This window comes from Achromobacter pulmonis (assembly GCF_002885955.2).
Lineage (GTDB): Bacteria > Pseudomonadota > Gammaproteobacteria > Burkholderiales > Burkholderiaceae_B > Achromobacter > Achromobacter pulmonis_A.
Genome location: NZ_POQS01000006.1, coordinates 215,741 through 241,403, shown reverse-complemented (window position 1 = coordinate 241,403; position 25,663 = coordinate 215,741). Strand labels below are relative to the sequence as shown.

Annotated in this window: 24 protein-coding genes; 18 read left to right on the top strand and 6 right to left on the bottom strand. The window is 66.7% G+C overall.

What is annotated here, in order from left to right; genetic code table 11:
• Positions 1-235 precede the first annotated feature (235 nt).
• From C1I89_RS22810 to C1I89_RS22770, 10 genes are all read left to right on the top strand, one after another.
• Entirely contained in the window at positions 236-934 is a 699-nt protein-coding gene (locus C1I89_RS22810) for a TerC family protein (RefSeq protein WP_102774749.1), read from the top strand.
• A gap of 111 nt (positions 935-1,045) precedes the next feature.
• Complete coding sequence (locus C1I89_RS22805; protein ID WP_102774748.1) at positions 1,046-1,765, top strand: TerC family protein; 720 nt, start codon at positions 1,046-1,048, stop codon at positions 1,763-1,765.
• Positions 1,752-1,874: a hypothetical protein gene (locus C1I89_RS35400; RefSeq protein ID WP_258231509.1), complete on the top strand. Its 123-nt coding sequence runs from the start codon at positions 1,752-1,754 to the stop codon at positions 1,872-1,874. The genes C1I89_RS22805 and C1I89_RS35400 overlap by 14 nt, the downstream gene beginning before the upstream one ends.
• 9 nt (positions 1,875-1,883) lie before the next feature.
• Positions 1,884-2,831, top strand: a complete 948-nt coding sequence (gene hemC / locus C1I89_RS22800) for a hydroxymethylbilane synthase (RefSeq protein WP_102774747.1) — start codon at positions 1,884-1,886, stop codon at positions 2,829-2,831.
• Between the two features lie 5 nt (positions 2,832-2,836).
• The gene (locus C1I89_RS22795; RefSeq protein WP_102774948.1) at positions 2,837-3,637 is read left to right on the top strand and encodes a uroporphyrinogen-III synthase; all 801 of its coding nucleotides are present in this window, start codon (positions 2,837-2,839) and stop codon (positions 3,635-3,637) included.
• A 37-nt stretch (positions 3,638-3,674) separates the two neighbouring features.
• Positions 3,675-4,865 carry a uroporphyrinogen-III C-methyltransferase gene (locus tag C1I89_RS22790; RefSeq protein ID WP_102774947.1) on the top strand — a complete coding sequence of 397 codons (1,191 nt, stop codon included), beginning with the start codon at positions 3,675-3,677 and terminating at the stop codon, positions 4,863-4,865.
• An 8-nt stretch (positions 4,866-4,873) separates the two neighbouring features.
• Positions 4,874-6,496, top strand: a complete 1,623-nt coding sequence (locus C1I89_RS22785) for a heme biosynthesis HemY N-terminal domain-containing protein (protein WP_102774746.1) — start codon at positions 4,874-4,876, stop codon at positions 6,494-6,496.
• A gap of 32 nt (positions 6,497-6,528) precedes the next feature.
• Positions 6,529-7,059, top strand: coding sequence for an inorganic diphosphatase (ppa, locus tag C1I89_RS22780; protein ID WP_102774745.1), 531 nt, complete (start codon positions 6,529-6,531; stop codon positions 7,057-7,059).
• A 78-nt stretch (positions 7,060-7,137) separates the two neighbouring features.
• Positions 7,138-7,833, top strand: a complete 696-nt coding sequence (locus tag C1I89_RS22775) for a fumarylacetoacetate hydrolase family protein (protein ID WP_102774744.1) — start codon at positions 7,138-7,140, stop codon at positions 7,831-7,833.
• Positions 7,834-7,874: 41 nt separating this feature from the next.
• Positions 7,875-8,006, top strand: coding sequence for an entericidin A/B family lipoprotein (locus tag C1I89_RS22770; protein WP_006388428.1), 132 nt, complete (start codon positions 7,875-7,877; stop codon positions 8,004-8,006).
• A gap of 82 nt (positions 8,007-8,088) precedes the next feature.
• On the opposite strand, the gene C1I89_RS22765 is transcribed toward C1I89_RS22770, so the two are convergent.
• The 3 genes from C1I89_RS22765 to C1I89_RS22755 are packed head-to-tail and all read right to left on the bottom strand — an operon-like array spanning position 8,089 to position 10,775.
• Positions 8,089-9,786: a PhoH family protein gene (locus tag C1I89_RS22765; RefSeq protein ID WP_102774743.1), complete on the bottom strand. Its 1,698-nt coding sequence runs from the start codon at positions 9,784-9,786 to the stop codon at positions 8,089-8,091.
• Between the two features lie 60 nt (positions 9,787-9,846).
• Positions 9,847-10,311, bottom strand: coding sequence for a peroxiredoxin (locus C1I89_RS22760; protein ID WP_102774742.1), 465 nt, complete (start codon positions 10,309-10,311; stop codon positions 9,847-9,849).
• On the bottom strand, positions 10,311-10,775 hold the full coding sequence (locus tag C1I89_RS22755) for an Mth938-like domain-containing protein (RefSeq protein WP_102774741.1): 465 nt from the start codon (positions 10,773-10,775) through the stop codon (positions 10,311-10,313). The genes C1I89_RS22760 and C1I89_RS22755 overlap by 1 nt, the downstream gene beginning before the upstream one ends.
• A gap of 284 nt (positions 10,776-11,059) precedes the next feature.
• Here C1I89_RS22755 and alaC point away from each other — a divergent pair, with 284 nt between their 5' ends.
• From alaC to C1I89_RS22735, 4 genes are all read left to right on the top strand, one after another.
• Complete coding sequence (alaC, locus tag C1I89_RS22750; protein ID WP_102774946.1) at positions 11,060-12,244, top strand: alanine transaminase; 1,185 nt, start codon at positions 11,060-11,062, stop codon at positions 12,242-12,244.
• A gap of 161 nt (positions 12,245-12,405) precedes the next feature.
• Positions 12,406-13,710, top strand: a complete 1,305-nt coding sequence (locus tag C1I89_RS22745; protein ID WP_102774740.1) for a homoserine dehydrogenase — start codon at positions 12,406-12,408, stop codon at positions 13,708-13,710.
• Positions 13,707-15,116, top strand: a complete 1,410-nt coding sequence (gene thrC, locus C1I89_RS22740; RefSeq protein ID WP_102774739.1) for a threonine synthase — start codon at positions 13,707-13,709, stop codon at positions 15,114-15,116. The genes C1I89_RS22745 and thrC overlap by 4 nt, the downstream gene beginning before the upstream one ends.
• Before the next feature lie 214 nt (positions 15,117-15,330).
• A complete protein-coding gene (locus tag C1I89_RS22735) occupies positions 15,331-15,552 on the top strand; it encodes a YgdI/YgdR family lipoprotein (RefSeq protein ID WP_102774738.1) in 222 nt (73 codons plus the stop codon).
• Positions 15,553-15,626: 74 nt separating this feature from the next.
• Here C1I89_RS22735 and C1I89_RS22730 read toward each other — a convergent pair whose 3' ends face one another.
• Both C1I89_RS22730 and pepN read right to left on the bottom strand, forming a co-directional pair.
• Positions 15,627-16,646: a class 1 fructose-bisphosphatase gene (locus C1I89_RS22730; RefSeq protein ID WP_102774737.1), complete on the bottom strand. Its 1,020-nt coding sequence runs from the start codon at positions 16,644-16,646 to the stop codon at positions 15,627-15,629.
• A 10-nt stretch (positions 16,647-16,656) separates the two neighbouring features.
• Positions 16,657-19,362, bottom strand: coding sequence for an aminopeptidase N (gene pepN / locus C1I89_RS22725; RefSeq protein WP_102774736.1), 2,706 nt, complete (start codon positions 19,360-19,362; stop codon positions 16,657-16,659).
• Positions 19,363-19,509: 147 nt separating this feature from the next.
• On the opposite strand from pepN, the gene C1I89_RS22720 reads away from it, so the two are divergent.
• A complete protein-coding gene (locus tag C1I89_RS22720; protein WP_102774735.1) occupies positions 19,510-20,151 on the top strand; it encodes a DUF4136 domain-containing protein in 642 nt (213 codons plus the stop codon).
• Positions 20,152-20,226: 75 nt separating this feature from the next.
• Here the strand turns inward: C1I89_RS22720 and C1I89_RS22715 are convergent, their stop codons facing one another.
• Positions 20,227-20,607, bottom strand: a complete 381-nt coding sequence (locus C1I89_RS22715; protein ID WP_102774734.1) for an H-NS histone family protein — start codon at positions 20,605-20,607, stop codon at positions 20,227-20,229.
• A 572-nt stretch (positions 20,608-21,179) separates the two neighbouring features.
• Here C1I89_RS22715 and tldD point away from each other — a divergent pair.
• The 3 genes from tldD to C1I89_RS22700 all read left to right on the top strand — a co-directional run bounded on the left by tldD (position 21,180) and on the right by C1I89_RS22700 (position 25,627).
• Positions 21,180-22,640, top strand: coding sequence for a metalloprotease TldD (gene tldD / locus C1I89_RS22710; protein WP_102774733.1), 1,461 nt, complete (start codon positions 21,180-21,182; stop codon positions 22,638-22,640).
• A gap of 394 nt (positions 22,641-23,034) precedes the next feature.
• Positions 23,035-24,108 (top strand): 3-deoxy-7-phosphoheptulonate synthase AroG, encoded by a 1,074-nt coding sequence (aroG, locus tag C1I89_RS22705; protein WP_102774732.1) that lies wholly within the window; start codon positions 23,035-23,037, stop codon positions 24,106-24,108.
• A 103-nt stretch (positions 24,109-24,211) separates the two neighbouring features.
• The gene (locus tag C1I89_RS22700; RefSeq protein WP_102774731.1) at positions 24,212-25,627 is read left to right on the top strand and encodes an FAD-binding oxidoreductase; all 1,416 of its coding nucleotides are present in this window, start codon (positions 24,212-24,214) and stop codon (positions 25,625-25,627) included.
• Positions 25,628-25,663 lie beyond the last annotated feature (36 nt).

The following is a 25,663-nucleotide window of genomic DNA, read 5'->3' as shown; positions in this document are numbered from 1 at the left end:
ACAAAAAAAGCGCCCCTCGGGGCGCTTTTTTTTCGTGGTCTTAGGGAAATCCCGTGTCCACGTCACGGCCGGGCAACCATACGGAAAGCTGAACGAAACTATAATGAAAGAAAATCCAGCGCGTACCAAGCAAGAATGCCGTCGAGCTCGCAACCAGGCGGTCAGTACGTTTCAACTTTAAATTCACCCATTCATTTGGTTCGTCCTAGGGGGATCACACCTAGGAAAGAGAGGCATGGAACTCAGTTCAGCGGCATTCTGGATCGCATTGCTCCAGATCATTTGGGTCAACATACTGCTATCCGGCGACAACGCCGTGGTCATTGCGCTGGCGGCGCGCTCGCTACCGCCGACCCAACAAAAGAAAGCGATCGTGATCGGCTCGGCCGCTGCGATCATCATGCGTATCGTGCTGACGCTGGTCGCGGCCAAGCTGCTGCTGCTGCCCTGGCTCAAGCTCATCGGCGCGCTGCTCCTGGTCTATATCGGCGTCACGCTGCTGCTGCCGGAAGGCGAGGAAGACGGCGCGGGCAAGAATCACGGCAATCTGCTGACCGCCATCCGCACCATCATGATCGCCGACCTGGTCATGAGCCTGGACAACGTGGTGGCCGTGGCCGCCGCCGCGATGGGCGATACGACCTTGCTGGTCGTGGGCCTGGCCATTAGTATTCCGCTGGTCATTTTCGGCAGCACGCTGCTGCTCAAGGTCATCGAGCGCTTCCCGGTTATCGTCTGGGTGGGCGCGGCGCTGTTGGGCTTCATCGCCGGCGAACTGCTGGTGGGCGACCCGGCGCTGCAGGAACCGGTGGCGCGCATCGACGCGGCGCTGGGCATGACGCAGCACAACTTCGCGCTGATGACCGGCGCGCTGGGCGCGCTGCTGGTATTGGCGATCGGCAAAGTTTTGCTGATGCGCCAGAAAGCTGACTGAAAGCTGAATTATAATAGTTTGTTGTACTGAATAACCCCGCCGCGCCTGGCGCGGCGGGCTGGCCGGCTCGGGACCGGCCATTCTTTTCATAATGCTCTCCGGGGGTTCATAGTGCTTGAGTTTTTCCAGACGCTGAGTTGGGCAGCGGTATTCCAGATCATCCTCATCGATATCCTGCTCGGCGGCGACAATGCGGTCGTGATCGCGCTTGCCTGCCGCAACCTCGCGCCCAAGCAGCGCATGCAAGGCATTCTGTGGGGCACCGCCGGCGCCATCCTGTTGCGCGTCGTGCTGATCGCCTTTGCCCTCACGCTCCTGTCGATTCCGTTCCTGAAGGTCGTCGGCGGCATCCTGCTGCTGTGGATCGGCATCAAGCTCCTGATCCCCGAAGAGGATGCGCACGGCAACGTGAAGGGCGGCACCTCCATTGCCGCCGCCATCAAGACCATCATCATCGCTGACTTCGTGATGAGCCTGGACAACGTGATCGCCATCGCCGGCGCGGCCCAGAACGCCCACGCCGACCACCAGATCGGCCTGGTCGCCTTCGGCCTGATCGTCAGCGTGCCCATCATCATCTGGGGCAGCACCCTGGTGCTCAAGCTGATCGACCGCTATCCGCTGGTCGTCACCTTCGGCGCCGCGCTGCTGGGCTGGATCGCGGGCGGCATGCTGGTCACCGACGTTGTTGTCGAGCGTCAATTCGGCGTTCAGCCGGCTGCGGTTAAAATCGGCGCAGAAATCATTGGCGCCTTGCTCGTTGTTGTCATTGGACGGTGGCTGGCAAGCCGCAAAAACGCCTCCAAGGAATCAGCACATGAGTCTGCGTAGATCCACCGATCCCCAGCAATCCGAATCGGGCCTGAGCCTGCTTCAAGGCCTGTTCGTGCTGGCCATACTCGGTGTCATTGCGACGGTCGTCGTCTCCAACTTCGTTTGATGACGCCTCGTGTCTCTACCGCAACGCCTGGTCATCGCGACCCGCGCCAGCCGGCTTGCCCTGTGGCAGGCCGAGCATGTGCGCGACCGGCTGCGCACGCTGTACCCGGCGTGCGCGGTTGAACTTCTCACCCTGACGACCCGAGGCGACCAGATCCTCGACCGCACCCTGTCCAAGGTGGGCGGCAAGGGTCTGTTCGTCAAGGAGCTCGAAAACGCGCTGCTCGACGGGCGCGCCGATCTCGCCGTCCACTCCCTGAAGGACGTGCCGGTGGATTTGCAGGCCCCGTTCGAGCTCTGCGCCGTCCTCGATCGCGCCGATCCGCGCGACGCCTTCGTCTCCAACCGCTACGCCTCGCTGGCCGACCTGCCGGCGGGCGCGGTGGTGGGCACCTCCAGCCTGCGGCGCGAATCGCAGATCCGCGCGCGCCATCCGGCGCTGACGGTCAAGCCGCTGCGCGGCAACCTCGACACGCGCCTGGGCAAGCTCGACCGCGGCGAGTACGACGCCATCGTGCTGGCCGCCGCCGGGCTGGAGCGCCTGGGCCTGGCCTCGCGCATCCGCGGCCTGCTCGAACCGGCCGACAGCCTGCCGGCGGCCGGGCAGGGCGCGCTGGGCATCGAAATCCGCGACGACCGCGACGACATGCGCGCCTGGCTGGCGCCGCTGGCCAGCGCCGACACCACCGCCTGCGTGGTGGCCGAGCGCGCCGTGTCGCGCAAGCTGGGCGGCTCCTGTCAGGTGCCGCTGGCGGCCTACGCCGAGATCGAGGCGGGCACCCTGTCGCTGCGCGCGCTGGTGGCCTCGCCCGACGGCACGCGCATGGTTCGCGCCGTGCGCAGCGGCCCGGTGGCCGATGCGCAGTCCATCGGCGAGGCGGCGGCGCAGGAATTGCTCGACGCGGGCGCGCAGGACATTCTGCGCGAACTGCTGCAAGACGACGCCCGGCCGGACTGATGGCCATGACGAGCGCCCCGCGCATCGCCGTGCTGACGCGGCCCGCGGGCCGCAACGAGACGCTCGCCGAGCGCCTGCGCGCCGCGGGCTGGACGCCCTGCATCCTGCCCGCGCTGGAAATCGAGGCGCTGCCGGCCGAGCCCGGCGCGCTGCCGCGCCCGTCGGATTACGACATGGTCGTGTTCGGCAGCGGCAACGCCGCCCGGCTGTACCTGGAGCAGTGGTTCGAAGCCGACGGCGCGTCGGCCTGGCCGGCCGGCGTGATCGCCGCCACGGTCGGTCCGGCCAGCGCCCGGGCGCTGCGCGGGTCGCCCGCTTTTGGCGCGAATACAACAGTTTTGCATCCATCCGAAAACGCGCCCAGCCATGATTCCGAGGCCCTCTGGGAGGTCCTGCAGGGGCTGCCCGCGCTGCCTCGCCGCGTGCTGCTCGTGCGTGGCACGCAGGGCAGGGACTGGCTGGCCGACAGGCTGCAGGCGCACGGCGCGGCCGTGACGCGCTTTGCGGCCTACCTGCGCCGCCCGGCCCGCTGGGACGCCGATCGGCTCTCCCAGCTGCGGCAATGGGCCGCGCAGGGCCTGCGGGCCACCTGGCTGATCACCAGCGGGGAGGGCGCCGACGCGGTGCGCGCGCGCCTGGACGAGGCCGGCCTGGCGCCCTGGTGGGCGCGTTGCGGTTTCGTGCTGACGCATCCCTCGCTGGCGCGGCGCGTGCCGCCGGCCGCGCAAGACGCCGCGGACCGGTCAATGGTAAAAATCTGCTTGCCCAACGACGAGTCGATATTCCAGGCCTTTGTTGCTGCTTGATTCGTTGCTTCGGACCGACACCGAATACAATCGCGTCATGACAGACAAGACTCCCGCTACCGATCCGGTCGTTCCGACGGCCGCCCCGGGCGCAAGCGCGCCCGCATCGGCCCCGGCCGATCCCGTCAAGGCCCGTCCGGCCAAACGCGGCAGTGGCTCCCTGGTCACTGCCCTGGTCATCGTCATCCTGCTGGCTGCCGGCCTGGGCTATGCCCTGTGGAAGCAGCGCACGCAGTTCGTCTCCGCCGGGCGCGAGGTCGCATCGCGGCTCGACACCCTGGCCGCCGACGCTGCCCAGGCCCGCAAGGACACCCGCGAGGCCCTGGCCCTGGCGCAGGCCCAGGCCGGCCGCGTGGCCGAGCTCGAAGCCACCGTGCGCGAAACGCAAAGCCAGTACAACGCGCTGCAGCTGGCCTGGCAGAACTTCAACGACAGCGCCAGCGACGAACTGCTGGCCAACGACATCGAGCGCCTGCTGACTATCGCCAACCAGCAGCTGCGCCTGGCCGGCAACGTCTCCAACGCCATCGTCGCGCTCGAGACCGCGCAGTCGCGCCTGGCGCGCGCCGACCGTCCGCGCTTCTCCACGCTGCAGCAATCCATCAACGGCGACCTGGACCGGCTGCGCGCCGTGTCCACCGTGGATATTCCCGCCCAGTCGGCCCGCATCGAGCGCCTGGTGGCGCTGATCGGCAAGGCGCCGCTGCTGGTGCCCGACGCCGCCGCCCCGGGCGTCGCGCCCGCCGGCGAGGCCCGCCCGGCCGTGGCGGCGCCCTCGGTAGACCCGCAGGCCGGCCTGCCGGCCGACGCGCCCTGGTGGCAGCGCTGGCGCGCCGAGATGGCCTCTTGGCCCGGCCGCGCCGGTTCCGCGCTGGCGCATGAACTCGGCGGCCTGATCACGATCCAGCGCGTCGACGAGCCCGCGGCCCTGCTGCTGTCGCCCGAACAGGCCGACCTCGTACGCGGCTCGCTGCGCCAGCGCCTGCTGACCGCCCAGCTCGCCATGCTGATGCGCCAGCCCTCGGTCTGGAAGAGCGAACTCGACAACGTCGGCACCACGCTGGCCAAGTACTTCGACTCCCGTTCGCCCGACACCGTCGCCGCCCAGGCGCTGGCCCGCGAACTGGCCCAGACCGACATCGCCGTGCGCCTGCCCGACGTGGCCGACAGCCAGGCCGCCGTGGCCGCGCTGCGCGCGGCCGGCTTCAAGACCGGCGAGCAGGACTGAGGCGGCCTATGCGTACCTGGTTCTGGACCCTGCTGCTGGCCGTAGTCGCCGTCGCCCTGGCGGTGGTGCTGCGCTCGCATTCCGGCAACGTGCTGTTGCTGATCTGGCCGTGGCGCATCGAGATGTCGCTGACGCTGGCCGTGCTGCTGATCGTGGCGGCCTTCATCGTGCTGTACGTGGGCCTGCGCCTGCTGGCCTGGCTGCTGGCCATCCCCGACCGCGTGCGGGCCTGGCGCGGCAAGCGCGCGCAGGCGCGCGACCACGAATTGCTGGAGCGCGGCTGGATCGGCCTGCTCGAAGGCCGCTACACCACCGCCGAAAAAGACCTCACCAAGCTGCTGGACCAGACCAAGGTCCGCACCCGCCGCGTGCTCGCCGCCCTGTCGGCCGCCCGCGCCGCGCATGGCCTGGGCGAGTTCGACCGCCGCGACCGCCTGCTGGCGACCGCGCAGGAACAGGCCGGCGCCGAGCCGGGCCTGATCGAGGCCACCGCCACGGTCTCGGCCGACATGCTGCTCGACCAGGGCCGCGCCGAGCGCGCGCTGGCCGTGCTCGAACCGCTGGCCGACGGCGGCGCGCGCCACCTGCACACGATGCGCCTGCTGCTGCGCGCCCACGCCGCGCTGCATCACGACGAAGAGGTCTTCTCGCTGGCCCGCGGCCTGGTGCGCCGCAACGCCATGGCCCGCCCCGAGGCCGACCACCTGATCGACGCCTCCGGCTCGGCGCGCCTGCGCGCCGCCGCGGGCACCGAGAGCTGGCGCGCCATCTGGAAGGACCTGAAGGCCGAAGAGCGCCTGCTGCCCGAAATCGCGCTGGCCGGCGCGGCGGGCTTCGAGGCCGCCGGCGAGGCCAACGAGGCGGCCCGCGTGCTCGAAGCCGCCATCGCCGTGAAGTTCAATCCCGCCCTGGTGGCGGCCTACGCCCGCTGCGAGGCCGAACAGGTGTCGCGCCGCCTGGCGCGCGCCGAAACCTGGCTGCAGCAGCGTCCCACCGATCCCGACCTGCTCACGGCGCTGGGCATGCTGTGCCTGAACGGCCAGCTGTGGGGCCAGGCCGAGCGCTATCTGCTGCGCGCCATCAGCCGCCGCAGCGACGCGCAGACCCACGCGCTGCTGGGCAGCCTGTACGACCGCCTCGACCGTCCCGCCGACGCCGTGCGCCACTGGCGCCTGGCGACCGCCGCCAGCATGGCGCTGCCGGTGCTGGCCTCGGACGCCGCGTTGCCGGCCGCGGACACCGGCTCGGACCCGTACCGCGTGGACGCCGAAGGCGGCTATGCGGTGGGCCTGTCCGATGCCGACGGCGACGCCGACGTCGGCGGCGACTATCCCGCGCTGCCGCCGGCGGTGGCGGCCTCCGCCTCCGACTACGTGCTGGACCCCGACGCCCGCGTCAACAAGGAACAGCGCGAGCGCGCGCTCGCGCCGGAAGATGCGCCGCTGGCAGGCGGCAACACCTCCGACATCGACGAGTACTTCGACAGCGCCCCGATCCCGGCGGCCGCTTTCGACGAGCCCGTGCCCACCTACGCGCCGGCCACGCCCGCCGCGCCCAAACCCAAGCCCGCGCCGGCCCCCGCCGGCGTGCCGGCGACCAAGCCGCCGTTCAAGGACGACGGCTCGGTTTGAATATTCCTTCAGACACACAACAAGGTTGAACCATGAGCCTCGATCGCGTCTCCCCCGGCAAGAAGCTGCCGGAAGACTTCAACGTCATCATCGAAATCCCCATGAACGCCGACCCGGTCAAGTACGAGGTCGACAAGGACTCGGGCGCGATTTTCGTTGACCGCTTCATGCTGACCGCCATGCACTACCCGTGCAACTATGGCTACATCCCGCAGACCCTGTCCGAAGACGGCGACCCCGCCGACGTGCTGGTGCTGACGCCGTTCCCGATCCAGATCGGCGCCGTCGTGCGCTGCCGCGCCATCGGCGTGCTGGAAATGGACGACGAGTCGGGCGGCGACGCCAAGCTGCTGGCCGTGCCGATCGAAAAGCTGTACCCCCCGTACCGCAACATCAAGACCTACGAAGACCTGCCGGCCGAGGACATCGCCCGCATCCAGCACTTCTTCGAGCACTACAAAGACCTGGAGAAGGGCAAGTGGGTCAAGGTCAAGGGCTGGAAGGGCCTGGACGCCGCGCACGAGGAAATCGTCCGCAGCGCCGAGCGCTACGCCAAGGGCTGACCGGTTTCCGGGCCGCCGCCGCGGCGGCCCGCGCCTGCGCCGGTTTCCGGCCACGTATTCATCATAGGTTGATTGGACATGGACTACGTATTGCCCCCCCAGCCGCCTGTCGCGGTTCCCGTTGCCGGCAGCGCCGCGTTGTTTCCGGTGCGCCGCGTCTATTGCGTCGGCCGCAACTACGCCGAACACGCCAAGGAAATGGGCTTCACCGGCCGTGAAGATCCGTTCTTCTTCTGCAAGCCCGCCGACGCGGTGCTGAGCGTGGCCGACGGCGAAACCGCCAAGATGCCGTACCCGCCCAAGACCTCCAACCTGCACTACGAGATGGAACTCGTCGTGGTGCTGGGCAAGGGCGGGCGCGACATTCCGGTCGAGCAGGCCAACGAATGCGTGTGGGGCTACGCGCTGGGCCTGGACATGACCCGCCGCGACCTGCAGGGCGAAATGAAGAAGCAGGGGCGTCCCTGGGAAGTAGGCAAGGCGTTCGACCTGTCCGCGCCGCTGGGCCCCATCCATCCGCGCAGCGTCGTGGGCACCCTGGACAAGGGCGCCATCTGGCTGGACGTCAACGGCCAGCGCAAGCAGTCCAGCGACATCTCGCAGATGCTGTGGAACATCCCTGAAAGCATCTCGTACCTGTCCGGCCTGTTCGAACTGCAGCCCGGCGACCTGATCTTCACCGGCACGCCCGAGGGCGTGGGCGCCGTGCTGCAAGGCGACGTCATCACCGGCGGCGTCGAAGGCCTGGGCGAACTGCGCGTCGAAATCGTCTAAATTACGGTCCGAAACCGTTTCACCACCATAGGAGCGCCAGCATGCGCAGCAAGATCGTGCTGACTGCCTTTGTCGTGTTCGGCTTTGTCCTCGCCGGTTGCAACACCGTCGCGGGCATGGGCAAGGACATGTCCAGGGCCGGCAACGCCATCACCAACGCCGCCGACAAGTAATCGGCGGAAGCAGGAAAAAAGCGCCTGGCTTATCGCAAGCCAGGCGCTTTCTTTTTGTCGGCGGGAGAGGGATTGCGCCGTTCTACAGCACATCCCCCGCATAATCGGCCAGGCGCGAACGCTCGCCGCGTTGCAGGGTGACGTGGCCGGAGTGGGGCCAGCCCTTGAAGCGGTCGACCACGAAGGTCAGGCCCGAGCTGCCCTCGGTCAGGTAGGGCGTGTCGATCTGGGCGATGTTGCCCAGGCAGATCACCTTGGTGCCCGGACCCGCGCGCGTGACCAGCGTCTTCATCTGCTTGGGCGTGAGGTTCTGCGCCTCGTCGATGATGAGGTACTTGTTCAGGAAGGTGCGCCCGCGCATGAAGTTCAGCGACTTGACCTTGATGCGCGAGCGGATCAGGTCCATGGTGGCCGCGCGGCCCCAGTCGCCGTTGCCTTCGCCGTCGCCCATGTTGAGCACGTCGAGGTTGTCTTCCAGCGCGCCCATCCAGGGCAGCATCTTTTCTTCCTCGGTGCCGGGCAGGAAACCGATGTCTTCACCGACCGGCACCGTGACGCGGGTCATGATGATTTCGGTGTAGCGCTTGGTCTCCAGCACCTGCGTGATGCCGGCCGCCAGCGCAAGCAGGGTCTTGCCGGTGCCCGCCTGGCCCAGCAGCGACACGAAGTCGCATTCGGGATTCATCAGCAGGTTCATGGCGAAGTTCTGTTCGCGGTTGCGCGCGGTAATGCCCCAGACGTTGTTCTTGCCGTGGGTGTAGTCGCGCAGCGTGGCCAGCACCGCCATCTTGCCGCTGACCTCGCGCACCTGCGCGTACAGCGGCATCTGGCCTTCGAAGTAGACGAACTGGTTGACCACGAACTGCGAACACAGCGGCCCGTGGATGCGGTAGAAGGTGGTGCCGCCCTGCTGCCACGATTCCACGTCCTTGCCGTGCTTGTTCCAGAAGTCCTCGGGCAGCTGCATGACGCCCGAATACATCAGGTCCGAGTCTTCCAGGACGTGGTCGTTGAAGTAGTCCTCGGCGTCCATGCCCAGCGCGCGCGCCTTCAGGCGCATGTTGATGTCCTTGGACACCAGCACGACTTCGCGCTGCGGGTACTTTTCCTGCAGCGCGCGGACCACGCCCAGGATCTGGTTGTCGGCCTTGCCCATGGGCAGGTCCGAGGGCAGGGTGCTGTGGATCGCGGTGGTCTGGAACATCAGGCGCCCGGTGGCGTCCTTGTTGCCCAGCTTGGCCAGCTCCAGGCCCTCGTCGAGCTGGGTGGCGTCCTGCACCAGCGCGTCCAGTGAACGGCTGACCTGGCGCGCGTTGCGCGCCACTTCCGACATGCCCTTCTTCTGGTGGTCCAGCTCTTCGAGCGTCATCATCGGCAGGAAGATGTCGTGCTCTTCGAAGCGGAACAGCGAGCTGGGATCGTGCAGCAGCACGTTCGTGTCCAGCACGAACAGCTTGCGCGGCTCGTTCTGGGCGCGCGGCTTGGCGCGCTTGGCGGGCGTGGCCGCGGGCTTGGTCTGGCGCTGCGCGCGCACGGCAGGCGCCGCCGGAGGAGGCGTCTGGCGAGCGGGCGCGGGAGCCTGCGCCTTGCGCGCGGGGGCAGCCATGCCTTCGAGTTGCGGTTGGACGGCCAGGGCCTCGTCGTCGGTTTCGTCGAGGGCTGGCTGGGCGTTGGACCGCGCAGCGGCGGTCTTGGTGCTGCGGGCCTGCGCCCGGGCGGGCTCGCCCGAGGGGAAGGTCAGGATGGCTGCGGGGCGGGTGGGCAACTTCGGAAGCGGCATATGTGTCACTCTCCTGTGTGGGCCGGCAATAGCGCCTGACGGATCTATCTGTGCTTGCGGCTAGCCGATGCTCTTGGCGGCCTGCAGGACTTCCTTGGCGTGGCCCGGGACCTTCACCCCGCGCCACTCCTGCACCAGCACGCCATAGGCATCGATCAAGAAGGTGCTGCGCTCGATGCCGCGCACCTGCTTGCCATACATGTTCTTCTGCTTGATGACGCCGTACAGGTTGCAGACGGTTTCGTCGGCGTCGGAGATGAGCGGGAAAGGAAGTTCGTACTTGTTCTTGAAGTTCTCGTGCGACTTCAGCGAATCGCGCGAGATGCCGATGACCACGGCGCTGGCCGACAGGAACTCGGCGTGCAGGTCGCGGAAGTCCTGGCTTTCGGTGGTGCAGCCGGGCGTATTGTCCTTGGGATAGAAATACAGGATCACGGCGCGGCCCTGGCATTGTTCGAGGCTGATGGGACCGATGGTGCTTTCAGCGGTGAACAGCGGGGCGGGCTTGCCTATGGTCGGCGTCATTACTGGGATTCTCCGTTGGGAGGGATGAGGGCCACGACGACACGCCGGCCCTCCGCCATCAGGATGTTGTAGGTGCGCGAGGCGGCGTGGGTGTCCATGGTCTCGACCCCGATGCCCATCGCCAGCAGCGGGCGCAGCACGTCGGGGCGCAGGAACTGCTGCCGGGCGCCGGTGCCCACCAGCAGCACTTCGGGCGCGTTGGCGGGGCGTCCGGGCGCGGACTGGGCTTCGGGCTCGTCCAGGAACGCCATGGGGTCGCGCACGGGCTGGGACAGGCCAGCCGCCTGGAACAAGAGGGTGGAGGTGATGTCGGCCGGGGACTCGACGGGCCATTGGGACACTTCGCCCTCGGGGCCGAACGCGACCGACGAGGAAAAACGTACCTGGTTGACCTCGATATAGCCATCACCGTAGGCGGTGACGGTGTTCAGAGCGGCCGTCGCAGGATCGGTATGCAGCTTCAATAAAAACTCCAGCTTTATGTGCCTGATAATAGCGCATGCGCATTCAACCATGTTGTAGAAAGCGCACGGCCCCCGCCGCGCTTGCGCGCCTTCCGCCGGCAAGGGTTTCGCCTCGGGCCGGCCCCGTTTTTTTCCAATTTGCCGCCTACGCTTCCTTGCGCTAGATTACAGGGTTTTGCTGCGCTGCAAATTCCATGGGCGGCGCGGCATTCTGGCCCTTTTCCCCCACGCGCGACCGCGCCCTGGTTTTTTTTGCCCTTTTTCCGCCCCTAAGGATTCCCATCATGAGGAAGTTCTCCCGCATCGAGCGTCTGCCCCCGTACGTTTTCAACATTACCGGCGAGCTCAAGATGGCGGCGCGTAGGCGCGGCGAAGACATCATCGACATGTCGATGGGCAACCCGGACGGCGCGACCCCCAAGCACATCGTCGACAAGATGGTCGAGGCCACCACGCGCCCGACCACGCACGGCTATTCGGTGTCCAAGGGCATCCCGCGCCTGCGCAAGGCCATCTGTGACTGGTACCAGCGCCGCTACGCGGTCGAATTCGATCCGGATTCCGAGGCCATCGTCACCATCGGCTCCAAGGAAGGCCTGGCCCACCTGATGCTGGCCACGCTGGACCGCGGCGACACCGTGCTGGTGCCCAATCCCAGCTACCCGATCCACATCTACGGCGCGGTCATCGCCGGCGCCAACATCCGTTCCGTGCGCATGACGCCGGGCGTGGACTTCTTCGAGGAACTGGAACGCGCCGTGCGCGAATCGATCCCGAAGCCCAAGATGATGGTGCTGGGCTTTCCCAGCAACCCGACCGCGCAATGCGTGGACCTGTCGTTCTTCGAACGCGTGGTCGCGCTGGCCAAGGAGCACGACATCCTGGTCGTGCACGACCTGGCCTACGCCGACATCACCTTCGACGGCTACGTGGCGCCGTCCATCATGCAAGTGCCCGGCGCGCGCGACGTCGCCGTCGAGTTCTTCACGATGAGCAAGAGCTACAACATGGCCGGCTGGCGCATCGGCTACATGGTCGGCAACCGCGAGCTGGTCAATGCGCTGGCGCGCATCAAGAGTTATCACGACTACGGTACGTTCACGCCGATCCAGGTGGCTTCCATCGCCGCGCTGGACGGTCCGCAGGATTGCGTGAACGAGATCGTGGCGCAGTACCAGAGCCGCCGCGACGTGCTCGCGCGCGGCCTGCATGAAGCAGGTTGGAATGTGGAGATTCCGAAGGCGTCCATGTACATCTGGGCGCAAATCCCCGAACCCTACAGGGCGATGGGCTCTTTGGAATTCGCCAAGCGCGTCCTGTCGGACGCGAAAGTGGCCGTGTCCCCCGGGATCGGCTTCGGCGAGTACGGCGACGAATACGTGCGCTTCGCCCTGATCGAAAACGAGCAGCGCACCCGCCAGGCGGTGCGCGGCATCAAGGATATGTTCCGCAAGGACGGAGGGCTGTAGGCCCACCCCCGAAGCGCCTGCGGCGCTTCCCCCTCTAGGGGGCATGCCTGCGGACCGGCGGAGCCGGATCCGCGGCATCCCGATTTCGGGGGGCACCCGTTCCGCATTATGGAGAACTGAAGATGAATTCCCCTCAACGTCCGCCTGCTGAGGGCGCGGCGATGAATCCGATGAAAGTCGGCCTGCTGGGCCTGGGCGTGGTGGGCGGCGGCACGTGGTCCGTGCTGTCGCGCAACGCTGAAGAAATCGCGCGCCGCGCGGGCCGGCGGATCGAAGTGACGCGCGCCGCCGTGCGCGACGTGGCCAAGGCGCGCACGCGCGTGGGCGACGCGCTGCTGGTCGATACCGACGTGCACGCGCTGGTGCGCGATCCGGAAATCGACATCGTGGTCGAACTCATCGGCGGCGACACGCTGGCGCGCGAGCTGGTGCTCGAAGCCATCGCCAACGGCAAGCACGTCGTGACGGCCAACAAGGCGCTGCTGGCCAAGCATGGCAACGAGATCTTCGCCGCGGCGCACGAGCGCGGCGTGATGGTGACGTTCGAAGCCGCCGTGGCCGGCGGCATTCCCATCATCAAGGCGATCCGCGAGGGCCTGACCGCCAACCGCATCCAGTGGGTGGCCGGCATCATCAACGGCACCACCAATTTCATCCTGTCGGAAATGCGCTCGCGCGGCCTGCCGTTCGCCGACGTGCTGGCCGAGGCGCAGCGCCTGGGCTACGCCGAGGCCGATCCCACTTTCGACGTGGAAGGCGTGGACGCCGCGCACAAGCTGACGCTGCTGGCCTCGCTGGCCTTCGGCGTGCCGGTGCAGTTCGACCGCGCCTACATCGAAGGCATCTCGCAGCTGGCCGCCGAGGACATCGAGCATGCCGAGCGCCTGGGCTACCGCATCAAGCTGCTGGGCGTGACCAAGCGCCGCCCCGACGGCATCGAGCTGCGCGTGCATCCGGCGCTGGTGCCGTCCGAGCGCCTGCTGGCCAACGTCGAGGGCGCCATGAACGCCGTGCTGGTCAAGGGCGACGCCGTCGGCCCCACGCTGTACTACGGCCAGGGCGCGGGCGAAGAGCCCACCGCCTCGGCGGTCGTGGCCGACCTGGTCGACGTGACCCGCCTGCACACCGCCGACCCCGGCAACCGCGTGCCGCACCTGGCGTTCCAGCCGGACGCCATGTCGGACACGCCGATCCTGCCCATCGAGCAGGTCAGCACTTCGTACTACCTGCGCCTGCGCGTGGACGACCAGCCTGGCGTGCTGGCCGACATCGCGCGCATCCTGGCCGACCGTTCCATTTCGATCGGGTCGATGATCCAGCAGCCCTCGCACATCGGCGGCGCGGATATCATTTTCCTGACGCACGAAGCGGTCGAAGGCAATGTCAACCAGGCGATCGAACGCATCGAGGCGCTGCCGTTCGTGCGCTCCAAAGTTACGCGCCTGCGCGTGGAACACCTCGTATGAAATACATCTCCACCCGCGGCGGCATGAAGCCGCTGGAATTCTCCGACATCCTGCTCGAAGGTCTGGCGCCCGACGGCGGCCTGGCGGTGCCCGAGCAGCTGCCCCAGGTTTCGGCCGAGACGCTGGAATCCTGGCGCGGCCTGTCGTACGCGGACCTGGCGTATGAAGTGCTGTCGCGCTTCGCCACCGACATTCCCGCCGACGATCTGCGCCGCCTGACCCGCGCCGCGTACACGCAGGAGATCTTCAACAGCGAAGACATCGTCCCGCTGCGCCCGCTCGACGGCGGCCTGTCGCTGCTGGGCCTGTCCGAAGGGCCGACGCTGGCCTTCAAGGACATGGCCATGCAGTTCCTGGGCCAGGTGTTCGAATACGTGCTGGACAAGCGCGGCACCACGCTGAACATCGTGGGCGCCACCTCGGGCGACACCGGCTCGGCGGCCGAGTACGCGCTGCGCGGCAAGCGCGGCGTGGCGGTGTTCATGCTGTCGCCGCACGGCCGTATGAGCGCCTTCCAGCGCGCGCAGATGTATTCGCTGCAGGACGAGAACATCCACAACATCGCGGTGCGCGGCGTGTTCGACGAGGCCCAGGACATCGTCAAGTCGCTGGCCGGCGACCTGGCGTTCAAGACCAAGTACCGCCTGGGCGCGGTCAATTCCATCAACTGGGCGCGCATCGCGGCCCAGGTGGTGTACTACTTCCACGGCTGGCTGCGCGCTTCTGATAAGCCCGGCCAGCAGGTCTCGTTCGCCGTGCCCTCGGGCAACTTCGGCAACATCCTGTCGGGCCACATCGCGCGCGGCATGGGCCTGCCGATCCGCCGCCTGGTGCTGGCCACCAACGAGAACAACGTGCTGGAGGAGTTCTTCCGCACCGGCGTGTACCGCCCGCGGCCCGCGGAACAGACCTACGCCACGTCCAGCCCCTCAATGGACATCTCGCGCGCCTCGAATTTCGAGCGCTTCGTGTTCGACCTGGTCGGCCGCGACGCCGGCCGCGTCCAGGCCTTGTGGCAGGCGCTGGCGCGCGACGGCTCGTTCGACCTCTCCGACCTGCTGCCGCAGTTCGAGTCGCGCTATGGCTTCGTGTCGGGCGCCAGCACCCACGAGGACCGGCTGGCCACGATCCGCTCGGTCTACGACGCCACCGGCGTGCTGGTCGATCCGCACACGGCCGACGGCGTCAAGGTCGCGCGCGACTTCGTCGAGCCGGGCGTGCCCATGCTCGTGCTGGAAACCGCGCTGCCGGCGAAGTTCTCGGAAACCATCGAAGCGGCGCTGGGCCGCCCGGCCACGCCGCCGGGCAATCTGGCCGACCTGGAATCGCTGCCGCAGCGCGTGGCCGTCATGGACTGCGACCCGGCCGAGGTGCGCCGCTATATCGAGGCCCACGCCAAGGTGTAAAGGCCGCTTGCCGCTTGTGTGAGTGTGCAACCCCTCGCTGGCCCGGCCGGCGAGGGGTTTTTCGTTTGCGCGGCGGCGATCGCCCAGGGCGCAGCGGGAAATGAAATCGGGGCCGGGTGGATTACTTTCTCATGCATTTGGACCACAACCCGTCACGTATGCGGCCGGGGCGTCAGATACAGTAAATCCACATTCATACTCGGAGAACACGCCCATGAATCTGAAGACCATGACGCTGGCCCTGGCTGTGAGCGGATTTGGAGTATTGGCCGGATGCTCGTCTCCCTCGGTCATTCAGCAGCGGGACGGCAGCTCGACCGTGACCCCCGACGAGCCCAGCTACGACAAAGATACCGGCATGTACGAATACGACAAGGACGGCAAGAAGGTCCAGATCAACAAGGATGACGTGAAGTCGATCGAACAGGTGAAGTGATCTTCCGCCGTCCGCGGTAAAGACAAAGCCCCGGCCTGATGACAGGCCGGGGCTTTGTCATGGGGGGGCAGGAATCAGCCCGCCGCGTCCTCGGCGTGGTAGCGGCCCACGCGCTCGACTTCGTTCTTCGAACCCAGGATCACGCTGACGCGCTGGTGCAGCTTTTCGGGCTGGATGTCCATGATGCGCTGCACGCCGTTGATCGCCGCGCCGCCGGCCTGTTCGACCAGGAAGCTCATCGGATTGGCTTCGTACATCAGGCGCAGCTTGCCGGCCTTGCCGGGCTCGCGCGCGTCCCAGGGGTACATGAAAATGCCGCCGCGGGTCAGGATGCGATGCACGTCGGCCACCATCGAGGCGATCCAGCGCATGTTGTAGTCCTTGCCCAGCGGGCCGGTGGAACCGGCCAGACAGTCGTCGATGTAGCGCTTGACCGGGGGAGCCCAGTGGCGCATGTTGGACATGTTGATGGCGAATTCCTTGGTGTCCTCGGGCACGCGGATGTCCTCGTGGGTCAGCACCCACGAGCCCATTTCGCGGTCCAGCGTAAAGCCCACCACGCCGTTGCCGATGGTCAGCACCAGCATGGTCTGGGGACCGTACACCGCGTAGCCCGCCACGACCTGCTTGTTGCCGGGCTGCAGGAAATCCTGCTCGCACACCGGCGCGCCGGAGACGTTGTGGGGCGCGTGCAGCACCGAGAAGATGGTGCCGATGGAAACGTTGACGTCGATGTTCGACGAGCCGTCCAGCGGATCGAACAGCAACAGGTATTCGCCCTTGGGATAGCGGTTCGGGATCAGATGGATGGTTTCCATTTCCTCCGAGGCCATGGCCGCGAGGTGGCCGCCCCATTCATTGGCTTCGAGCAGGATTTCGTTGGACAGCACGTCCAGCTTCTTCTGCACTTCGCCCTGGACGTTCTCGCTTTCCAGGCTGCCGAGCACGCCGCCGAGCGCGCCCTTGCTGACGGCATGGCTGATGGCCTTGCAGGCGCGCGCCACGACTTCGATGAGCAGCCGCACTTCCGGCGCCAGGGCTTGGGCGGAGCGTTGCTGCTCCACCAGGTATTGGGTCAGTGTTTTACGTTTCAAAAGAATCTCCCTATGCGGCGAATTCTAACGCCTTCGATACGATTTCCTGCACGTTGCGCGACAGGCCCTCATGCGCCCGCACGCGCTGCAGCGCGGCCTGCATGGGCGCGCGCAGGGCGGGCACGAAGCGCGACCAGTTGTCCAGCGCGCGGGCCAGCCGGGCGGCGATCTCCGGGTTGAGCGCGTCCAGCGCCAGCACCTGCTCGGCCCAGAACGCGTAGCCCGAACCGTCCGGATGGTGCATGCCGCGGGCGTTGTTCAGGCAGAACTGGAAAATCAGCGCGCGGGCGCGGTTCGGGTTGCGCAGCGTGAACGCGGGATGCTGCATCAGCTCGCGCGCCGTCTGCACGGTAGTCGAACGCGCGCTGGCCTGCAGCGCGAACCATTTGTCCACCACCAGCGGGTTGTCGCGCCATTTGTCGTAGAAGGCGGCCAGCGCCTGCTGCGGAAACTCGCCCTGGCCGAAATTGATCAGGGCCGACAGCGCGGCCATGCTGTCGGTCATGTTGCCGGCCTGGCCATAGAGCTGTTCGGCCAGGCGCTGGGCGTCGGTCTCGCCGGCGGCCATGAGGTGGCTGAGCGCCAGATTCTTCAGCGCGCGCCGCCCGGCCGGAACCGGGGCCGGGCTGTACTCGCCCGGCGTCTGGTTGGCCTCGAAGGCCTGCCGGAATTCGGCGGCCAGCTGGCGGCCCAGTTCGGCGCGCAGGAAGTCGCGGGCCACGGCCAGAGCCGGCGGGTCCACCTGGCGCATGCGTTCGGCCAGCGTCTTTTCGGAGGGCAGGGCCAGGGCGCGGGCGCGGTAGGCGGCGTCGAGCGCCGGATCGGTCAGCAGCGCGCGCCAGGTGTCGATGAAGGCCGGGTCGGCCTGCAGCGTGCGGCCGGCCTGGCGGGCCTCGGCCAGGGCCAGGATCTGGCGCGTGGCGAACTCCTGGCCCGCTTCCCAGCGCGCGAACGGATTGCCGTCATGCGCCGACAGCAGGGCCAGCTCTTCGTTGGTCCAGCCGTATTCCACGATCACCGGGGCCGAGAAGTCGCGCAGCAGCGACGGCACCGGACGTTCGGCGATGTCTTCGAAGACCCATTGCTGGCTTTGCTCGGTCAGTTCCAGCAGGGCGGTTTCGGTGGTGTTGCCTTCGTGGCGCAGCGGCAGGGCGCGGCCCTGACGGTCCAGCAGGCCGATGGCGAACGGAATGTGGAAGGGCGCCTTGACGTAGTCGGCGCCGGCTTTCTTCTCGACGCCCACCGGCGGGCACGCCTGGGTCAGCGTCACGGTGCAGCGGCGCGCGGCGGCGTCGTGGTCGAGCTTGACCGTCACGCGCGGCGTGCCGGCCTGGCGATACCAGCGGCGGAATACGGACAGGTCGCGCCCCGGGTGCTGGCGCACGTACACGGACTCCATCGCGGCGACGAAGTCGTCGCAGGTCACGGCCTGGCCGTCGTGGCGGCGGAAGTATTCGTCCATGCCGGCGCGAAAGCCCGCCTCGCCCAGCAGCGTGTGCTGCATGCGGATGACCTCGGCGCCTTTCTCGTACACGGTGGCGGTGTAGAAATTGCCGATCTCCTGGTAGCTTTCCGGGCGGATCGGGTGGGCCATGGGCCCGGCGTCTTCCGGGAACTGCGCGGCGCGCAGCGCCACCACGTCGTCGATGCGCTTGACGGCGCGGGCGCTGGCGGCGGCCGCGGCCTCCATGCCGTCGGCCATCATGTCGGCGCTGAATTCCTGGTCGCGGAGGACGGTCAGGCCTTCTTTCAGGCTCAGCTGGAACCAGTCGCGGCAGGTCACGCGGTTGCCGGTCCAGTTGTGGAAGTATTCATGGCCGATGACGGATTCGATGCCTTCGTAATTGGCGTCGGTGGCGGTGTCGGCGTCGGCCAGCACGTAGGCGGCGTTGAAAATGTTCAAGCCCTTGTTTTCCATCGCGCCCATATTGAAATCATGGACGGCCACGACCATGAAGCGGTCCAGGTCCAGCTCCAGGCCGAAACGGTTTTCGTCCCAGCGCAGCGCGCGCACCAGCGAGTCCAGCGCCCATTCGGTCTTGGTCTCGGAGCCGGGATCGCTGTAGACCTGCAGCAGCACGTCGCGGCCGCTGGCGGTCTTGACCGTGGTTTCGCGATGCGTGAGCTTGCCTGCCACCAGGGCGAACAGATAGCAGGGCTTGGGGAACGGGTCTTCCCATTCGACTTCGTTGCGCCCGTCGGGCAGCTGGCGCGAGGCGACCAGGTTGCCGTTGGACAGCAGCACCGGATAGTCGGGCAGGGCGCGCAGGGTGACGCGGTAGCGCGACATCACGTCGGGCCGGTCGGCGAACCAGGTGATGCGGCGGAATCCCTCGGCCTCGCACTGCGTGAAGAAATTGCCGCCGGACACGTACAGGCCCATCAGCGTGGAATTGGCCGAAGGCTTGCAGCGGCTGACGATTTCCACCGTGGCGCTGGCAGGCAGCCCCAGCAGTTCGAGGCGGCGCTCGGAAAGGCGGTAGCGTTCGGCCGGCAACGCCGCGCCATCCACCGCTACCGAGACGAGTTCCAGCTCTTCGCCGTCGAGGACCAGCGCCGCGTCGGCGCCGGCGTCGGGCTTGCGGCGCACCTGCATGGCGCAGCGCACTTCGGTCGCGTCGGGCGCGAGGTCGAAGGCGAGCGCGACTTCGGGAATATCGTAGGGGTAGGGCTGGTAATCCTTGCGATAAACGGTTACGGGCGTGTCGGTGCGCATGGGATTTCAGTCCTGTTATGAACGAGGGCCCTATTGTAGTGGCTGGACCCGCCGGGCCGCCTGAACCTTATGGATTACCGTAAACTTTTCAGGTGCGGACCGGTCAAACCGCAGTAAATGGCGCCGCCGTGCGGAAGGAGTAGCAGAATGTCCAAGTCATCCATGTTCAATGCGGGCCGCTGGGCCGGCGTGCTCGCCGTGGCGGGGGCGCTTGCGTTGACGGGCTGCGCCGCTCCCACGGTATCGGCGCGGGTGACGTCATTTCAACAATGGCCCGCGGGCGTGGAAGGGCAGACCTACCGCTTCGTGCCGGCCGATGCCTCGCAAAACAATAATCTCGAATATCAGTCGTACCAGGACATGGTGCGCGCCGGCATCGGCGCAACCGGCCTGGTCGAGGCGCAGCACGGCGCCAAGAGCCGTTTCGATGTCTCGTTCCGTTACGGAACCACGCAGACCCAGGTAATGGTGCGGCGTGCGTATGACCCGTATTTCTACGGCGGCTACGGCTATGGCGGCTACGGCGGTTTCTACGGCCCCGGCCCCTGGGGCCCGGGCTTCTGGGGCCCCGACTGGGTGGACGTGCCGATGGTGGTCCAGCGCAATTCGCTCACGCTGCAGATCTACGATACCCAGCGCGGTGGCGCCGAGGTATACCGTTCGACCGCATACATATTGAGCGAGCGCGAGGATTTCACGCGCACCATGCCGTATCTGGTGCGTGCAATATTTGATAATTTCCCTGGAAATAATGGCGCCGAGCGCGAGATCAAATTTCCCGCGCAATGAGTCGCGCTCCGAGCATAAATAAAATCGGCGCACCATAATGGTGCGCCGATTTTATTTCTTACTGCCGGATAGGTTTTATTCTTTGATAAGAAAACTATCGCGGGTGGCGCCGGCGGCTTCTTCGGCGGCCAGCCAGCGCGGCGCCTTGCCGCGGCCGCTCCAGGTTTCGCCGGTTTGCGGATGGCGGTACTTGGGCGCGACGGCGCGCTTGGCGGCGGTGGCGGGGCGCGCAGCGGCGCCAGCCTTGCGGCGGCCGCCGGCGGCGCGGCCGGGCTTGGCGGCGCCATAGGCTGCAATGATCTCCTCGGGCGTGATGTCGTACTCGCGCATCGAGGTGATGATCGAGTTGATCACGGGCTTGCGACGTTTGGTTTGGAGGATTTCAGCCTTCTTCTGGAGCTTGTTGATCTCTTTTTCGATCTTTGCTTGCAGTGCTGCGTAGGTTTCTCGGGCCATGGTTTATTCCTGATTATGGAACTGCTTTTAATCGCCGGCGAAGTTATGTGTAATTGTTGTGCCTCGCATAATACATAAATTACGTCCTGATTTCCTTGTTTTAGGACTAATTACTTTGTATCAAAAGGGTCGGGCGATCTTTAAACTTATCCATATCGCCGCGGCGGACGCCGGCGGGAATGAATATTCGCAGATATGGGACAACTTGAAACATATGGAGTTCCACTACGTGGACACTGAATGACGCCACATATTTGCACAAGTAGTCAGATGACTTGTCATGATAGTTACCGTTTAATCGCCGGCGAGGGTGAATCCGCTGGGGCGCGCGCCGGGCATAATGGCGTCGCGCACGGCGATTTCATTTTCATGTCAAGTTGTACGATGAGCTGGCGTAATCCATCCAAAGCCACAAATTTGCTTAACTTGATAGTTAATGTCCCGCCCCCATATGGGATGGGCGGATAATCCTTGCGGCGGCCGCGACGCCGGGGCCGAGTCGGCGGTACGATACGGTCTTGAGCGCCATTGCAGGCGCGCGTCTCCACGCCGCCGTCCCTGAACAGAGTCCCATGAAAATCATCGATCCCGCCATTGCTTCCCTCGCCACCGCCAAATCGCTGCTGCTCGACCCCTGGGGGCTGACCGAGGCCGATATGGCGCGCGCGCTGGGTGAAATCTTCACCCACAAGGTCGACTACGCCGACCTGTATTTCCAATACACGCGCAGCGAGGGCTGGAGCCTGGAAGAGGGCATCGTCAAGACCGGCAGTTTCTCGATCAGCCAGGGCGTCGGCGTGCGCGCCGTGAGCGGCGAGAAAACCGCTTTCGCCTATTCCGATTCGCTCTCGCCCGAAGCGCTGCTGTCGTCGGCGCAGGCCGTGCGCGGCATCGCGCGGCGCGGCGCGGGCAAGGTGAAAGTGGCGGCCCAGGTCGAAGCCGAAACCGGCCGCAGCCTGTATTCCGACATCGACCCCGTCGCCTCGCTCAGCGCGCCCGAGAAAGTCGCCCTGCTCGAACGCGTCGAGCGCATGGCGCGTGCGCGCGACCCGCACGTGATCCAGGTCATGGCCGGCCTGGGCGCCGAATACGACGTGGTGCTGGTGGCCGGCAGCGACGGCCGCCTGGCCGCCGACGTGCGCCCGCTGGTGCGCCTGTCCCTGACCGTGATCGCCGAGCGCAACGGCCGCCGCGAAATGGGCCATGCCGGCGGCGGCGGGCGCCTGGGCCTGGCTTATTTCACCGACGACATGCTGCAGGGCTACGTCGAGCGCGCCGTGCACGAAGCCCTGGTCAACCTCGAGGCGCGACCGGCGCCGGCCGGCGAAATGACCGTGGTGCTGGGTTCGGGCTGGCCCGGCATCCTGCTGCACGAGGCGGTCGGCCACGGCCTGGAAGGCGACTTCAACCGCAAGGGCTCCAGCGTGTTCTCGGGCCGCATCGGCGAGCGCGTGGCTTCCAAGGGCGTGACGGTGGTCGACGACGGCACGATCCCGGACCGCCGTGGCTCGCTCAACATCGACGACGAGGGCAACGCCACCCAGCGCAACGTGCTGATCGAAGACGGCATCCTGCGCGGCTACATGCAGGACACGCTCAACGCGCGCCTCATGAAAACCGCCGCCACCGGCAACGGCCGCCGCGAATCCTTCGCCCACCTGCCGATGCCGCGCATGACCAACACCTACATGCTGGCCGGCGACAAGCCGGCCGAGGAAATCATCTCCTCGGTCAAGCGCGGCCTGTACGCGGTCAATTTCGGCGGCGGCCAGGTCGACATCACCAACGGCAAGTTCGTGTTCTCGGCCTCCGAGGCCTACATGATCGAAAACGGCAAGGTGACCTACCCGGTCAAGGGCGCCACCCTCATCGGCAACGGCCCGGACGCCATGAACCGCGTCACCATGATCGGCAACGACCTGCAGCTGGATTCCGGCGTGGGCACCTGCGGCAAGGACGGCCAGAGCGTGCCGGTCGGCGTCGGCATGCCGACGGTGCGCATGGAGGGCCTCACCGTAGGCGGCACCGCTTAGTGTTGCCCCCACGCCGCGCACGCTACGCGTGCTTGCTGCCCCCCGAGGGGGCTGTCCCGCCTTGGGGCGGCCCGGCGGCGGGACGGCTATTCTTGCAAAGGTCTGTGTCGTAGGCCAGATGGAAGCGGCGAAAAAATCTGACGGCCACAGAAATCTGTGCTAGAGTCATTCCCCATGAAATTCGCGTCCCCCGCTTTTTACTTTTACTTTTATGGTTTTCTGAAGCCGCTGGCGGAGGAAGGGACGCGCTCAATCTGAAGTTTGGAAAGAATCCCCCCAAAAAAGCCGCCAGCGAACTGGCGGCTTTTTTTGCGCCGCCGGTTGAGGAACCCCCGGAGGAGTCTCCGGGAGCCTCGGGAACCTTCCCCGCGGCGGGCAACCCAGGAGCAGTACCGTGTCACACAATACCGATGACCTTCGCATTCGAGAAATCAAAGAGCTGAACCCGCCCGCGCACGTCATGCGTGAGTTCGCCTGCACCAAGGAGGCGTCGGACACCGTGTTCGCCGCCCGCCAGGCGATGCACCGCATCCTGCACGGCATGGACGACCGCATGATCGTCGTGATCGGTCCCTGCTCGATTCACGATACGCGCGCGGCCATCGAGTATGCGAAACGCCTGAAACCGGTGCGCGACCGCCTGAGCGCCGACCTGGAAATCGTGATGCGGGTGTATTTCGAGAAGCCGCGCACGACGGTGGGCTGGAAGGGCCTGATCAACGATCCCGACCTGGACGGCAGCTTCGACATCAACAAGGGCGTGCGCGTGGCGCGCGAACTGCTGCTGGACATCAACAGCCTGGGGCTGCCGGCGGGCTGCGAGTTCCTGGACATGATTACGCCGCAGTACATCGCGGATCTGGTCTCCTGGGGGGCGATCGGGGCGCGCACGACGGAAAGCCAGGTGCACCGCGAACTGGCTTCCGGACTGTCGTGTCCGGTGGGATTCAAGAACGGCACGGACGGCAATGTGAAGATCGCGGTCGACGCCATCAAGGCCGCGTCGCAGCCGCATCACTTCCTGTCGGTGACCAAGGGCGGGCATTCGGCCATCGTGTCGACCGCCGGCAACGAGGACTGCCACGTCATCCTGCGCGGTGGCAAGACGCCGAACTACGACGCGCAAAGCGTGGATGCGGCCTGCGCGGACATGGCCAAGGCCGGCCTGGCGCAGCGCGTGATGGTCGACGCCAGCCACGCCAACAGCAGCAAGAAGCCCGAGAACCAGCCGCTCGTCATCGAAGACGTGGCGCGCCAGATGGAAGCGGGCGATGCGCGCCTGGTGGGCGTGATGGTGGAAAGCCATCTGCTGGGCGGACGCCAGGACATGGTGCCGGGCACGCCGCTGGTCTACGGCCAGAGCATCACCGACGGCTGCATCGACTGGGACGCCTCGGTCGCGGTGCTCGAACGCCTGGCCCATGCCGTGCGTGAACGCCGCCGCGTCGCGCTGACCTCGGGCAAGTAAATACGCAACCCGCGCCGCGCGCCGCCCGCCAGCGGCGGTGTGCGGCGCAGCACGCGCGGCGGCGTAGAATATTCGGATTATCGAACCCGAATCCACGCTGACCATGAACGCTTCCCTGCCCGCTGAAACATTGCGCCGTCCGGTGCCGGCCGCCTGTCTGGACGCCCTGCGCGCGCGCTTCGGCGATCGCTTCTCCGAGTCCGCCGCGGTGCGCGAGCACCACGGCCGCGACGAATCCCCTTATGCGGCCATGCCGCCGGATGCGGTGGTGTTCGCGCACACCACCGAGGAAGTGGCCGAGGTCGCCAGGCTGTGCAACGAGCACCGCGTGCCGCTAATTCCGTATGGCGCCGGCTCCTCGCTGGAAGGCCACATCCTGGCGATCCAGGGCGGCGTCTGCCTCGACCTGTCGCAGATGAACAAGGTGCTGGCGGTCAACGCCGAAGACCTGACCGCCACGGTGCAGGCCGGCGTGCTGCGCAAGCAGCTCAACGAAGAGATCCGCGACACCGGCCTGTTCTTTCCGATCGACCCCGGCGCCGACGCCAGCCTGGGCGGCATGGCCGCCACGCGCGCCTCCGGCACCAACGCCGTGCGCTACGGCACCATGCGCGAGAACGTCATGTCGCTGACCGTGGTGACGGCCGACGGGCGCATCGTGCGCACGGCCGGGCGCGCCCGCAAGTCCTCGGCCGGCTACGACCTGACGCGCATCTTCGTCGGCAGCGAAGGCACGCTGGGCATCATCACCGAAGTCACGGTGCGCCTGTATCCGCAGCCCGAGGCGGTGTCCGCCGCGGTCTGCAACTTCCCCACGCTGGACGCCGCCGTGCAGAGCGTGATCGAGATCATCCAGATGGGCGTGCCGGTCGCCCGCGTCGAATTCATGGACGCGGCCAGCGTGCGCGCCGTCAACCTGCACAGCAAGCTGAGCCTGCGCGAAACTCCGCTGCTGGTGTTCGAGTTCCACGGCAGTCCGGCCGGCGTGCAGGAGCAGGCCGAGACCGTGCAGGCCATCACCGCCGAGCACGGCGGCATGGACTTCGAATGGGCCGAGCGTCCCGAAGACCGCAGCCGCCTCTGGACCGCGCGCCACAACGCCTATTTCGCCGGCCTGCAGCTGCGTCCCGGCTGCCGCGCCAGCACCACCGACGTCTGCGTGCCGATTTCGCGCCTGGCCGATTGCGTGCGCGACACTGTCGAGGAACTGGACCGCGCCAGCTTCCCGTACACCATCGTGGGCCACGTCGGCGACGGCAACTTCCACGTGCTGATGCTGCTGGACGCCGACAGCGCCGAAGAATGGCAGGAGTCCGAGGCCATCAACCACAACCTGGTGCGCCGCGCGATCGCCGCTGACGGCACCTGCACCGGCGAGCATGGCGTGGGCCTGCACAAGATGCAGTTCATGGCCGAGGAGCATGGCGAAGACGCGCTGGCGCTGATGCGCAGCCTCAAGCATGCGTTCGACCCGAACAACATCCTGAATCCGGGCAAAATCGTTTCCTGGCAGGGCTGAGGAAACGCAGTTCCGGCGGTCGCGCCTTTACGGCTG

Coding starts and splice junctions, on each gene's coding strand:
- C1I89_RS22810 (WP_102774749.1), top strand. CDS start 236: ATGGAACTCAGTTCAGCGGCATTCTGGATCGCATTGCTCCAGATCATT.
- C1I89_RS35400 (WP_258231509.1), top strand. CDS start 1,752: ATGAGTCTGCGTAGATCCACCGATCCCCAGCAATCCGAATCGGGCCTG.
- C1I89_RS22795 (WP_102774948.1), top strand. CDS start 2,837: ATGACGAGCGCCCCGCGCATCGCCGTGCTGACGCGGCCCGCGGGCCGC.
- C1I89_RS22790 (WP_102774947.1), top strand. CDS start 3,675: ATGACAGACAAGACTCCCGCTACCGATCCGGTCGTTCCGACGGCCGCC.
- C1I89_RS22785 (WP_102774746.1), top strand. CDS start 4,874: ATGCGTACCTGGTTCTGGACCCTGCTGCTGGCCGTAGTCGCCGTCGCC.
- ppa (WP_102774745.1), top strand. CDS start 6,529: ATGAGCCTCGATCGCGTCTCCCCCGGCAAGAAGCTGCCGGAAGACTTC.
- C1I89_RS22775 (WP_102774744.1), top strand. CDS start 7,138: ATGGACTACGTATTGCCCCCCCAGCCGCCTGTCGCGGTTCCCGTTGCC.
- C1I89_RS22770 (WP_006388428.1), top strand. CDS start 7,875: ATGCGCAGCAAGATCGTGCTGACTGCCTTTGTCGTGTTCGGCTTTGTC.
- C1I89_RS22765 (WP_102774743.1), bottom strand. CDS start 9,786: ATGCCGCTTCCGAAGTTGCCCACCCGCCCCGCAGCCATCCTGACCTTC.
- C1I89_RS22760 (WP_102774742.1), bottom strand. CDS start 10,311: ATGACGCCGACCATAGGCAAGCCCGCCCCGCTGTTCACCGCTGAAAGC.
- alaC (WP_102774946.1), top strand. CDS start 11,060: ATGAGGAAGTTCTCCCGCATCGAGCGTCTGCCCCCGTACGTTTTCAAC.
- C1I89_RS22745 (WP_102774740.1), top strand. CDS start 12,406: ATGAATCCGATGAAAGTCGGCCTGCTGGGCCTGGGCGTGGTGGGCGGC.
- thrC (WP_102774739.1), top strand. CDS start 13,707: ATGAAATACATCTCCACCCGCGGCGGCATGAAGCCGCTGGAATTCTCC.
- C1I89_RS22735 (WP_102774738.1), top strand. CDS start 15,331: ATGAATCTGAAGACCATGACGCTGGCCCTGGCTGTGAGCGGATTTGGA.
- pepN (WP_102774736.1), bottom strand. CDS start 19,362: ATGCGCACCGACACGCCCGTAACCGTTTATCGCAAGGATTACCAGCCC.
- C1I89_RS22720 (WP_102774735.1), top strand. CDS start 19,510: ATGTCCAAGTCATCCATGTTCAATGCGGGCCGCTGGGCCGGCGTGCTC.
- C1I89_RS22715 (WP_102774734.1), bottom strand. CDS start 20,607: ATGGCCCGAGAAACCTACGCAGCACTGCAAGCAAAGATCGAAAAAGAG.
- tldD (WP_102774733.1), top strand. CDS start 21,180: ATGAAAATCATCGATCCCGCCATTGCTTCCCTCGCCACCGCCAAATCG.
- C1I89_RS22700 (WP_102774731.1), top strand. CDS start 24,212: ATGAACGCTTCCCTGCCCGCTGAAACATTGCGCCGTCCGGTGCCGGCC.